General features: G+C 71.6%; 11 protein-coding genes. All 11 read left to right on the forward strand.

The window, feature by feature from the left end:
• Nucleotides 1-134: 134 nt before the first annotated feature.
• Nucleotides 135-626, forward strand: a complete 492-nt coding sequence (locus tag C1J00_RS27015; protein WP_245936525.1) for a DNA-binding protein — start codon at nucleotides 135-137, stop codon at nucleotides 624-626.
• 74 nt (nucleotides 627-700) lie between these two features.
• The gene (locus C1J00_RS27020; RefSeq protein WP_102911625.1) at nucleotides 701-1,273 is read left to right on the forward strand and encodes a hypothetical protein; all 573 of its coding nucleotides are present in this window, start codon (nucleotides 701-703) and stop codon (nucleotides 1,271-1,273) included.
• Nucleotides 1,270-1,845, forward strand: coding sequence for a DUF6624 domain-containing protein (locus C1J00_RS27025; RefSeq protein ID WP_102911626.1), 576 nt, complete (start codon nucleotides 1,270-1,272; stop codon nucleotides 1,843-1,845). Before C1J00_RS27020 ends, C1J00_RS27025 begins: the two co-directional genes overlap by 4 nt.
• A 74-nt stretch (nucleotides 1,846-1,919) precedes the next feature.
• Nucleotides 1,920-2,387: a DUF6082 family protein gene (locus C1J00_RS27030; protein ID WP_102911627.1), complete on the forward strand. Its 468-nt coding sequence runs from the start codon at nucleotides 1,920-1,922 to the stop codon at nucleotides 2,385-2,387.
• A 129-nt stretch (nucleotides 2,388-2,516) separates the two neighbouring features.
• A complete protein-coding gene (locus tag C1J00_RS27035) occupies nucleotides 2,517-2,705 on the forward strand; it encodes an FxLD family lanthipeptide (RefSeq protein WP_210961668.1) in 189 nt (62 codons plus the stop codon).
• 88 nt (nucleotides 2,706-2,793) lie between these two features.
• Nucleotides 2,794-4,833, forward strand: coding sequence for a lantibiotic dehydratase family protein (locus tag C1J00_RS27040; protein WP_245936526.1), 2,040 nt, complete (start codon nucleotides 2,794-2,796; stop codon nucleotides 4,831-4,833).
• On the forward strand, nucleotides 4,830-5,900 hold the full coding sequence (locus C1J00_RS27045; RefSeq protein WP_102911628.1) for a lanthionine synthetase C family protein: 1,071 nt from the start codon (nucleotides 4,830-4,832) through the stop codon (nucleotides 5,898-5,900). Before C1J00_RS27040 ends, C1J00_RS27045 begins: the two co-directional genes overlap by 4 nt.
• Nucleotides 5,901-5,936: 36 nt before the next feature.
• Nucleotides 5,937-7,982 (forward strand): methyltransferase, FxLD system, encoded by a 2,046-nt coding sequence (gene fxlM / locus C1J00_RS27050; protein ID WP_102911629.1) that lies wholly within the window; start codon nucleotides 5,937-5,939, stop codon nucleotides 7,980-7,982.
• A gap of 4 nt (nucleotides 7,983-7,986) precedes the next feature.
• Nucleotides 7,987-9,099, forward strand: coding sequence for a hypothetical protein (locus tag C1J00_RS27055; RefSeq protein WP_102911630.1), 1,113 nt, complete (start codon nucleotides 7,987-7,989; stop codon nucleotides 9,097-9,099).
• 234 nt (nucleotides 9,100-9,333) lie between these two features.
• A complete protein-coding gene (locus C1J00_RS27060; RefSeq protein ID WP_102911631.1) occupies nucleotides 9,334-11,274 on the forward strand; it encodes an ATP-binding cassette domain-containing protein in 1,941 nt (646 codons plus the stop codon).
• A gap of 61 nt (nucleotides 11,275-11,335) precedes the next feature.
• Nucleotides 11,336-12,298, forward strand: a 963-nt coding sequence (locus tag C1J00_RS27065) for an NUDIX hydrolase (RefSeq protein WP_102911632.1), incomplete at its 3' end; no start/stop codon positions are given.

Raw genomic sequence — 12,298 nt, forward strand, 5'->3', positions numbered from 1 at the left:
GCATAAGCCCCCGTGCGCGGCACCCCGTAAATCCAGACCGCCGCGCACGGGCCCGTGTCGTCGGCCCCCGTCCCCCGCGGGGGCCGGCGACACCCCATCCGGTGACCGTCCACCCAGCCGAGAAAGAGACACCCGTGACACCGCCCGTGACGACCAGCGCACCGATTACACCCCTCACGCCGACCCTGCAGCGCGTCGCCCAGCACCTCGCAGACGACCTCACCCCCCGAGAAATCGCCACGAGGACCGGGCTGTCGGCCGTTACCGTCCGCCAATACGTCCGCGACATCCGGGAGAGCCTTCACTGCCCGCCCCGCTGCAAGCCCCCGGTGATCGTGCACCGCCTGTTCGCTGCCCAGCAGGTCGCCCCACCCACAACGGACAGGCCAACGCCCAAGCTCAGCCCGGAGCAGCAACTGCTGCTGCAGGCCGTCGCTGAGCACAGCAATCCCCACGACATCGCCGTCGCCGCCAAGATCGCCCCCGCCGATGTCAGAGCGGCACACGATGAACTGCTCGACAAGACTGGGGCGGTCAACACCACCCAGCTCGTTGTCCTTGCCCACGCGTGGGGCCTGCTGGGCACCAGGCCGGCCGACACGATGGAGAGCGGAGCGAGCCAGTGAACGCGTCACCCGTTTCTGTGGCCACCAAGCCCTCCCACGCTGCCCTGCACCGGCACGCAACAGAATTACCGGCCGTGTACGAGATGCGGACACTGTGCACCGACACCGAACGAGACGAGGCCGCCGCACTCGTCCAGGACCGTCAACGCTGGCTCACCATGCGCGGCCTGCCTGTACCCGCCCGAGCCGACATCCCGGCTCTGTTCCGCGACCCGCAGGCCAAGCCAGCCGGACTGTTCGAGGACGGGCTGCTGCTGGCATGCATGATCCCGCAGCGCTGGCCCCACCTCCGATGGGGCGAGGGCCCGTGCCTCTTCCTGGGCTGCGTCCACACCCTGCCCGACCGCTCCGACGACACCGTCCGGCTGATCACTCTGTGGGCCTCCGACTTTGCTGCCCGGCTCGACGTACCGCTCGTGCGGGCCGAGGTCCTGGCCCGCCACCCTCTCGACGTTGATCCGATCGCCACATTCCTTCATCGGCTCACCGACATGGGATGGGATCTACGGGGATCCGGCACCGGGCAGCACGATGAGCGAGCCGCTCGCCTCGAACTCACCGCAGAGCGCCGGCCTGGGCTGAGCGCGCTCATCGGCTGCCGAGTCCACGAGCCGCGTTCCGCCGCAGACCAGCGGGGCACCGCATGAGGACCGCCGAACCGATACGGCCGGACCTCGCCCGCGAACTCCTCGTCCGAGCCGCACAGTCGGCAGCGCGCCGAGCCAAGCGCGTGCGCAACCACCTCGACGCCGTCCAACTCGGCCAGGACCGTCACGCCGACCACGCCGACACCAAAGTGCTGCGCCGCATCCTGGCCGAACACGACTGGCCCGGCCACCGCCTCGTCGGCCCCGACGCGGCACGTGCCGCCTGGAGCATCGCTCTTCACGCCGACGGCGAGCCCGACTTCCAACGGGCGGCCACCACCCTTCTGAAGCGCGCAGTCCAGGACGACGACGCGCGCATCCAGCACTGGGCCCACCTTCACGACCGTGCCCTGGTCAACAGCGGGCGACCACAAGAGTTCGGGACCCAACTGGTCCTCAACGCAACAGGGGCTGAGCTGTGCCCGCTGCGCGCACCGCAGTCCCTCGACCAGCGAAGGGCCGCCGTCGGGCTGCCGCCGATCGCCGCCGCCCTGGAGAAGGTGCGGCGCCGGTACGCCCCGGATCGCCATGCCGTCGACTCCCCGACCGTCGTGCTCGCGGGGGCCGCATGACGCAGCGGGCCCCACACGTTCCAGAGACCCAACGCTCTTCCGCAGACCTCCTTTCTTGAAAGGACCGTTGAAGTATGAAGCTCACTACCGCCCTCCTCGCTGCCGGCGCCGCCGTCTCCCTCACCACCGCCGTGGTCGGAGCCGCCCGGCTCAGGCAGGACGCGCGGCACCAGGCCGAGCGAAACGAGGTGGCCGTCGCGCGGAACCAGCTCGACTGGCTGACGCAGATGTCCACCAACCCCGACCTCGCCAAGCTCTGGACGCCCGAGGACATCGACGTCGAGGAGTACATGCAGCTGCTCCATGCCAACCAGCAGATCTGCACCCTCAGCCTGCGTGACCGGCTGGGCTTCGTTCGCCACGGACAACTGCCCTTCTACGCGTCGATGCTCATGAACAGCGACGTCTGCAGGCGGTACTGGGCGCGTTTCGGAGACCTCCGCGCCCAGGAGGCCGAGGGCGACGAGCGCGCCGAGCACTTCACCGAGGTCCTGGACAGGGCTGCAAAGACGCACTCGCGGGCGCAGCCCGCAGCAGCCTGACGACACGTCACGCCGACTCCCAGACGCCCTGGAGCAGGCGACACCGTCGCCCGCCACCGTCTGGCACCAAGTTCCGGGTCCCGACCGGGCCCGGCATCCCGCACCACCCATCGCCACTAGGAGGCAAGCATGACCGCCATGCAGACGGAGAGGCCGACCGCCCCCGCGCAGCCGGACCTCGCTACCACTGACGAGACCGACCCGTTCGGACTCGACATCACCTTCATCGAGGGCACGCCGGCGACCGAGACGGTCCTGATGTGCAGCACGGGCGACACCTGCGGCAGCTCCTGCCCCAGCGCCTGCACCACCTCGTAAGCCGGTCCGATCCGGCAGTGCGGGCCGGGCGGGGCTTCCCGTCCGGCCCGCATCCCGCCCCGTCACGAAAGAAGAAGGGAGAGCGGTGATGACACGGGTACGTCCCAGCCTGTATCAGGGCGCGGGGCAGGCGATGCTGCGCGCCGCGGTGCACCTCACCGAGCCCACCATGCCAACCTGGCCGACGTCCACGGCACCGGTGGAACAGTGGCGTGCGTGGCTGAGCACCGTCTGGTCCGACACCGACTTCCGCCGGACCGTGTCACAGGCGAGCCCTAACCTGGCGGACCAGGTGCAGGCCATCATCGACGGCCGCACACCGAAGGTGCGCCGGATGCGCCGGGCGGCGCTGGCCACCGCCCGCTACGCGATCCGCTGCGCACGCCGCTCCACCCCTTACGGCCTGTTCGCCGGCGTCGCCCCGCTCGGCTTCGACCAGACCACGTCCGTCCGCATCGGCGACGAGCACCAGGCCGTGGCCCGCCCCGAGCCGGTCGGGCTCGAGGAAGTGCTCAGCACCTGGGAGAGCGACGCTGCGCGAATGGCCGACGCCGAGGTCTGCGTCAACACTCTGATCCGACAGCACGACCAGCACATCCACGTACCGTCCGAGGGCGACGCCGAGTTCCGCCTCGCCCTCAGCCCCGCATTGCGTCTCGTACTCGACCTGGCCCAATCACCGATCGGGTACCGCCAGTTGTCCGACAAGCTGGCCGCGGAGTTCCCCGCCGTGAGCGGCACCGCGCGCGAACGGCTGCTCGGTGAACTGCTGCGGGTGCGGTTGTTGCGCTCCTCGCTGCGCGCGCCCGCCACCGTCGCCGACCCCACCGACGTCTTACCGCCCGCGGCGCGCGCTCGGGCAGCTGGCCTGCGAACCGCGTGCGACCTGCGGCTGGACGCCGACGTGCGGCTGCCCGAGCAGGTGCTGACCGAAGTGGAGACCGCGGCGACCGTCCTGGCCCGCCTGGTCACCCATCCGACCGGGACACCGACCTGGCGGCGGTGGATCGAGCAGTTCTCCGAGCGCTACGGCGAGAACACCGCGGTGCCGGTGGACGTGGCCACGGCTCCCGATCGGGGCGTGGGCTTCCCTGCAGGGTTCGTCACGGCGAGCGAACCGCCTCGGCCGATGTCCCGGCGTGACCGTCTGCTGCTGGAGCTGGCCGGCACCGCCGCCGCCGAAGGCAGCCGCACCGTCGCGGTGACCGGGGCGATGATCGAGGAACTGGAAGCAGCGGCCGGCGACAAACCTCACGACCTGGCGCCCCACCTCGAACTGGCCGCACAGGTCCACGCCACCTCCGTCCCTGCCCTGGACCGGGGCGACTTCCGGCTGCGCGTTCTGACCGTCTCCCGCTCGGCCGGATCGATGACTGGCCGGTTCTGGCACCTGTTCCCCGGCGCCGAAGAGGCGTACGCGCACCTGCCCACCGTCGATCCGGAGGCGGAACTCGCGCAGCTCTCCTTCCACGCCGGACGAGTGCCAGCCGACCTGCTCACCCGCGCGCCCCAGGCCGTGCCCCGCGTCGTCAGCGTCGGCGAATTCCGCCGCCCCGCCCCGCACGTCCTCTTCCCCAGGGACCTGTCGGTCACCGTCGCCGACGGCCGCCCCCAGCTGGTGGAGTCCGCGACGGGCAAGCCGCTGGAGCTGCTGGCCCCCACCGCCATCAACTTCCTGTGGAACAACTACACCCCGCCGATGGCCCGCTTCCTCGGCGAGATCAGCCGGGCCGCATCCCCGCAGGTGACCTGGTTCGACTGGGGCGCCGCCTGGACCCTGCCCTTCACCCCGGCCCTCGTCTACCGACGCACCATCCTCACCGCCGCCCGGTGGAAGATCCGCAGCCGCACGCTGCCCGCCCGCACCGCCTCACTCCAGCAGTGGGCAGACCAACTCCACTCCTGGCGTGCCCGGTTCCGGGTGCCGGAGCGGGTCCTGCTCGCCGAGGACGACCAGCAGCTGCCCCTTGACCTCAGCCGCGACGTCGACCTGGACCTCCTGCGCGCGCACCTGGACGCCAGCCCCTTCGGCATCGCCACCCTGCACGACGCGCCCCCGCTGGACGCCGACGGGTGGATCGGCGGCCGGGCCCACAGCATCGTCGTCCCCCTGGCCAGGCGCTCATGACCACGACGATCGTGCCCCGTACGCAGGACCTGTCCGAGGGCGCCCTGGGGATGGCCCTGCTCGACATCGAGCGCCGGGACCTGTCCACCGCCCGCCGCCACCTCACCCAGGCGACCGCCCGGGGCGTGAGCACCGGCAGCAACGCCAGCCTCTTTCACGGCGCACCCGCCCTGGAGTTCGTCCTGGCCCGCGCCCACGCAGCTGGCGACGACATCCGTACGGCGGTCGACCGCGTCGTGGACGCCCGGCTCGCCGCCGCCCACCGCCGTCAAGCAGCCGGCGCGCTGCCCCACCTTGCCGAATGGGACCTCATCCGCGGCGTGACCGGACTCGCCGCACTGCTGCTGTCCCGCCGCCCGATCGCGCCCCGGCTGCCCGACGTGCTCACCTGCCTCGTCGCGCTCGCCAACCCCCTCCGCGGTGACGACCGGATGCTGCCCGGGTGGTGGTCGGCGGCCGGCCCGGACGGGAAGACGATGGCCGGCGGGCATGGCAACAACGGCATGGCCCACGGCATCGCAGGGCCGCTCGCCGTGCTCTCCCTCGCCCTGCGCGAAGGCATCAGCGTCCCCGGTCAGGAGGAAGCCGTCGGCACCTTCGCGACCTGGCTCGACCGGCACGGCGCCCACTACTGGTCCACTACAGCACACCTGGACGCCGAGCAGCCGCCCGCAGCGGAACCGGCCCGCCAGTCCTGGTGCTACGGCCAGCCCGGCATCGCCCGCGCCCAGCAGCTCGCCGCTCTCGCCCTCGGCGACACAGCCCGCCGCCGGGCGGCCGAGGACACTGTCGCAGTCATCCTGACTGACCCGCTGCGCCTCGCCCGGATCACCGACTCCACGCTCTGCCACGGCTGGGCCGGGCTGTTGATGCTCACCCGCGCGGTCGCGGCCGACAGTCCCGCACCCGACCGCTTCACCCCGATCATCCACGACCTGCACCGACGGCTGGCCGCCGACTGGGCGCACTTGCCCAAACCCGGCTTTATGGAAGGCCGCGCCGGAGCCCAACTCGCCCTGCACGCCACCGACACCACCGGCTGGACCCGCGTCCTCCTGCTCACCTGACCGCTGCCCCGCCGCCTCGCAAGGAGTTTTCTGCCTGTGACCTTCGACGACGAGAACCTGCCGATCCCCCCGGACGCGCCCTGGTGGCACGCCTCCGTGGCCTTCCCCGACCAGCACGCGGACGCCGCCCGGGCCTTGGCGACCGCGCTGTCCGGGCGCCGCTTCCACTTCCTGCGCAAGGACGCCGGCGTGCGCCTGCGCATCGAACAGCCCGTCGGCGGCCTGCTGGACCAGCTCGTCGCCGATCGCGTGATCACCGACTGGACGGGCGGGATCTACGAGCCGGAAACCTATGCCTTCGGCGGTCCCGAGGGCATGGAGGTCGCGCACGACGTGTTCTGCGCCGACAGCCCGGCCGCGCTCGCCGAGACCGGGTCTCCCGGCGCCCGCGAGCGCAGCGTGATGCTGCTGTCCGCCATGCTTCGCGAAGCCGGGCTGGACCCGTTCGAAGCCGGAGACGTGTACGCCCGGTGGGCTGCCCTGCGTCCCCCCGTCACCCCGCCCCAGGGCCTCGCGCTGGAGCAAGCCGTCTCCGCGATGCGGCGGCTGATGAACGCGGATGCCGCCCTGCGCCCGGACGCGGAAGCAGGCTGGGTCGAGAGGGTCGCGGCGTTCGAGGACGCCGGCCGCCGCCTGCGCCGGCTCGCCGCGGACGGCCGGCTGATACGCGGAATCCGGGGCGTCATCGCGCATCACGCGATCTTCGCGTTCAACCGCGCGGGCGTGACTGCCGACGGGCAGGCCGCCACCGCGTGGCTCGGCCGTCACGTCGCTTTCTCCACCGGAGAAGGCGCTGACGTGTCTACCCGCAAGTCCGTATCTGCGGACCCTAGCCTCCCTCGAATGGAGATCACCGTGACACCCGTAACCGACCCCCACCAGCTGCGCGAAGCCCTCGCCCAGCGGCTCGTCGACAGCGGCCACCTGCGCAGCAAGGCGGCCATCGACGCCTTCCGCACCACCGACCGGCACGCCTTCCTGCCCGGCGTCGATCTGGAGAGCGCGTACAAGGAGGACGCGGTCCCGATCAAGCACGACGAGCACGGGGAGATGATCTCCTGCATCTCCGCGCCGTCCATCGTCGCCACCCAGCTCGAACAGCTCGGCGCCCAGCCCGGTCACAAGATCCTGGAAGCCGGAGCCGCGACCGGATACAACGCCGCCCTCCTCGGCAAGATCGTCTCCCCCGGCGGGCAGGTGTGGACCCTCGACGTCGACCAGGACCTCGTCACCGGCGCGAGCCAGCACCTTGCCCAGGCCGGCGTCGACAACGCCACCGCGGTGATGGCCGACGGCGCGGCCGGGCTGCCCGAGCACGCCCCCTACGACCGGATCATCTTCACCGTCGGCGCCGGCGACGTCCCCGTGAAGATCCTCGACCAGCTCGCCCCCGGCGGGCGCCTGGTCCTGCCGATGCGTATCCGCGGCAGCATCTCCCGCTCCTTCGCCTTCGAACGCGACGGGGACACGTGGAAGACCGTCTCCTGCGAGATGGCCACCTTCATCCCTCTGCGCAAGGGCGTCTGCGACGACGTGTACACCCTCGTGCCGATGGCCGGCGAGGGCAACGCGCGCCTGGAGACGTTCAGCGAGCAGGACGTCGACCGCGACGCGCTCCGCTGCGTCCTCGACCAGCAGCAGACCAAGCTCTACACCGGGGTGAAGTTCCGGCAGGGCTCGGCGTGGGAGTGGCTGTACCTGTACCTGGCCTGCGTGCTGCCCAACGGCCTCTCCCGCCTGCCGGGCCAGCGCCCCGGGTTCACCCCGCACTTCGGGTGGGGCTCCATGGCAGCCCTCGACGGCGGGTCGCTCGCATACCTCACCATCCGCGAGGGCGAAGACGAGAAGGGGCGGTACTGGGAGGTCGGCGTGATCGGCCACGGCGAGGGCGGCGCCGGCCTCGCCGAACGCGTCGTGAGCGAGATCCGCGCCTGGGACGCCAGCGGCGGCAACGACGCCCCCGAACCGGGCTTCCGGATGGCCGTCGCGGACTCGCGTGAACGGCTGACGGCGGACGACCCGCGCTTCGTTGTCGACAAGCCCTACAGCCGACTGGTCGTCGACTGGGCGCACAAGGGCTGAGCCGATGATCCCCGCGATAGCCAGCCGCATCCCCCTGGTCCGCCGCACCAAGGCGCCCGCGCTCCCCTTGGAGGAGCGCATCAACCACCTCATCGGGCTGACCGTCGCGCCCGCAGGTACGAGCCACCATGACCTGGTGGCCCGCGCCTGCGGGGTCCTCAACTACGCCGCGCTCATCGCCTCCGATGTCGGCCTGCCCGACCTGGCCGAGGATCTGTGCTGGCGCCAGCACCAGGTCTTCGCCAACGCCGGACGCCTCAGCGGACGGGTCGCCGTCATGTCGCTGATGCCGCTCGTCAACCTCGCCCGATTGCAGACTCGCGCCGGCCACGGCGAACTCGCCTACGGCTTGTTGTACAGCCTCAACGACGCTGCCCGACATCGGAACAAGACCGACATCGACGGCCGCACCGTCGACCTGTCTGCTCTGACCGGCACGGACGAGGACCACCGCACGGTGTGCCAGGAGCTGTACGTCACCCTGCTCGTGGACGGCGCCCGCGCCCTCGCCCAGATCGGGCGGTGGACCGACGCGGCCGAAGCCATGGCCCAGCATCGCGGCATTGGCAACCGGCTGCTCGACGGCCGCCAGATCAAGATCATGGCCCTGATGGAGCAGGGCCTGGACCAGCAGGCCCGCGACCTGATCGACACCACCCACCCGACGGAGCCTTGGGAGAGAGCCATCGCCCTCCTCCTGCACGCCCACTGTCGGCCCGCAGACGTCCCCGTCCCTGAACCTGACCTCGACCGCACCCTTGATGCAGCCGTCCAGCTCCTTGCCCACCCCGATCCTCCGACCGCCGCCTTCCAGGCCCGGACGGCCCTGTCAGCCCTGGAACTGGACCGCACCGGACGATACGCCGCCCGCGTACTCGACTCCCTCGTCAGAGTCGCCCGACTCGACGCCTACGCCGCACGAGACGCACTGCACCACCCCGTCGCCGCGTCCGCCCTGGACGACGGGGCGACAGACGCGCTCAACGCGGTGATCGCCGCGGCCGGACTGGGCTTCGGCGTTATGTCCGCCCACCACCATGAGGCTCTGACGGGCGCGGTCGCCCACGCCGAGACAGAGCTGGAAAGGCTGGTGCAGGCCGAACCAGATCCCGGCTAGGAGGGGACCGACCGGGATGACCCGCCGTAATGCCCACGCTGGTTGGCGGTGTCGGCGTTTCGGCCATTTCCTGCCCGCAGCCGCTTCAAGTCAGACCAGGGCTCTCACGCCCGCGGGGTTCCCTCACCAAGGAAATAGCGGGCTCCCCAGCACGACCGAATGACGTGTGTTCGATATCGCAGCCGTGTCGTTAGACCTCACGACTCTGCCGCAGCGACCGTCCTAGGGGGAACGATGACCTCGGCCATTACGCAGGACCAGCCGCCGCAACCGCCGAAAGGGACCACGCCGGACGACGAACCACAGGAGGCCGGTGTTCGAGAGGAGGAATACCTCTACCGCGACGAGTCGAGGCTCCAGGCCGGCTCCCTGCTGACCTCCCGCACCATGGCGCGGCGCCTGCCCTCGCTCGTGCGGCGCTCGGTGCAGATGGCCTGGCGCGTGGACCGCGGTGCGACCGTCGGCCTGCTGGTATGCCAGATCGGGACCGGCGTCCTCGCGGCCCTCGGCCTCCTGGCCGTCACGGGCACGATCACCGCACTGATCTCCTCGGGCGACATCACCGAGCGGCTGTGGGACGCCGCCCCGCAGCTGGCCGTGATCACCGCCGCCACCGGCCTGCGCGCGCTGCTGGGCATCACCGTCGTCTGGCTGACCGGCCGTCTGCGCCCGGTGCTCGGCCGGGCCGCGGAGCTGACGATGATCGAGGCCGCGCTCGGCGCGGAACTGGCCGCCAACAACAAGCCCGGCTACAACGACGCCTACGACATCGCCGACCGCGGCGCCCAGGTCACCCCCGACCTCGTCGAAGAAGCGCAGGACGTCCTCGCGGCGACCGCCACGCTCGCGGCCGGCGCCACCGTCCTGACCGTCCTGCACCCCCTGCTCCTTCCCCTTCTCTTCCTTGCGTGCCTGCCGCAGGCCGCCGCCTACGTCCGTTCCGCGCGCGTGATCTACCTCGCCGGGCTGGAGACCTCCGGGCGGCGCCGGATGCTGGGCAAGCTGCGCTGGCACATGGCCTATCAGGAGTCCAGTGAGGAGATGCGCGCCTGCCTGGCCGGCCCCTTCCTGATCGGCCGGTACCGGCGGCTGGCCGCCTCGGTCAACGCGGCCGAACGCAAGGCCGCGAACACCGGTGCCTGGATGGGGCTGGCAGGAGCAGTGGCCGGCGGGATCGCCTCGACCGCGGTATGGGCGGCGCTGCTGTGGCTCCTGGCCTCCGGGCGGATCAGCCTGGCGGCCGGAGGCGGCGCCGTCTTCGCCCTCCAGACCGCCACCGGCTCGGTGCGCGGCATCATCAACGGCGGGGCCCGCCTGGTGCGCACCGGCTGGTACGTGCAGGACTGGCAGAACTTCCTCGACAACGCCCACGGCCAGGCCATGACCGACTCCCGCGGCACCGCGCCCGTGACCGCCGCCCCGGAGCGTTTCGAGGTCCGCGACGTCACCTACCGCTACGACGGCGCCCCGAAGGACAGCCTGAGCAACGTCTCCCTGCACGTGCGGCGCGGGGAGATCGTGGCGCTGGTCGGGGAGAACGGCTCCGGCAAGACGACCCTCTCGCGCCTGCTGTGCGGGCTGTTGCTGCCCACCGAGGGCGACGTGGCCTGGGACCACGCCTCCACCGCGGACCTGGACCCGTGGGGGTCGTGGGAGCACGTCGCGCTGGTGCCGCAGAAGTTCACGTACCTGCCGCTGACGATGCGCGACAACATCACGTTCGGGCAGGGCGACACCAGCGAGGCGGCCCTGCTCGCCGCATGCGAGGCGTCCGGCGCCGCGGAGATGCTGCCGGGCCTGCGCTCCGGCCTGAACACCCTGCTGACCAGCGAGTGGTTCGGCGGACAGCAGCTCTCCGGCGGGCAGTGGCAGCGCCTGGTCCTCACTCGCGCGTTCCACCGGCAGGCGGCGCTGCTGGTGATGGATGAACCCACGGCCGCCCTCGACGCCCGCGCGGAGCACCGGATCTTCGCCGGCCTGCGCGAACTGGCCAAGGACCGCGCCATCCTGCTGATCACGCACCGGCTCACCAACGTGGCCGTCGCCGACCGGATCGTGGTCCTGGATCAAGGGCGGATCGTCCAGGAGGGCACCTACGCCCAGCTCACCCGGGAGCCAGGTCTCTTCCGGACCCTGTGGGAGCTGCAGCGCCGGATGAGCGGCGACACCCCCTGATCACCCCTCGCCGTTCAGCGCTGCCCACTCGCCCGTACACCGTCTCGGAAGGCAGAGATACGTGACCTCTCCCGTCTCCCCTTCGGATCACGTCTCACCGCGTGCCGCTCTGCCCGCAGCGCAGTACGCCGCATCCAGGCATGCGGCGTGGCTCGGCGCCGCCGCGATCATCACCGACGAGGTCGGCCGGGTCCTGCTGGTGCACCCCACCTACCGCGAGGACGACTCGTGGCTGCTGCCCGGAGGCGTCGTCGAAGCCGGCGAACACCCGCACATCACCTGCAGGCGCGAGATCACCGAGGAACTGGGCCTGGATCTACCCCTGTCGGCCGTGCTCGCCGTCCACTCCTTCTCCCCGCACCACCCCGACCTCCAGCCCGCCACGGCATGCCCCGGCGAGATCCGGTTCGTCTTCGACGGGGGAACCCTCCACCCCGACCAGGTGGAGACGATCCGCCTGCCGCGCGAGGAGCTGTCCGAGTACGCCTTCCTGGAGACCCGGGACGCGGTGCAGCGGCTGCGGCCCGTGGACGGGCAGATCATGCTCGCCGCCTACCGTGCCCGGCTCGGAAACACCGCCACCGCTCACCTCGCCGACGGCCGGCACATCCACGACGTCCCGGCGCTGGACCGCCATGACGTCCACGTCCGCTACCGACCCTTGTGGGACAGCCCTCTCCACCGCGGCCCCGTCCCCGAGCGGCTGCCCGTACAGCAAGCCTGGGCGTGGTGCTTCGTCCCCGACGGCCGGGTCGTCCTGGTGGCCGACCCCGGCCCGCGGGGCGCGCTGCCGATGCTGCCCGGCGGCACCGTGGAGACGACCGATGCGACGCCCGAGGACACCTTGCACCGCGAAGCCGCCGAGGAAGCCCAGCTCACCCTGGCCGAACCGGTGCGACTGGGCTGGGTGCTGGACGAGACCGGCGAGGTCTACGGCGGCGTGGGGCCCAACGCCCGGCTCCGCCTGGCCGCCCGGGTCACCGCCATCGGGCCGGCGGCCGTCGACCCCGCCACCGGCCACCCC

The sequence above is a fragment of the Streptomyces cahuitamycinicus genome, assembly GCF_002891435.1.
GTDB classification, from domain to species: Bacteria; Actinomycetota; Actinomycetes; order Streptomycetales; family Streptomycetaceae; genus Streptomyces; species Streptomyces cahuitamycinicus.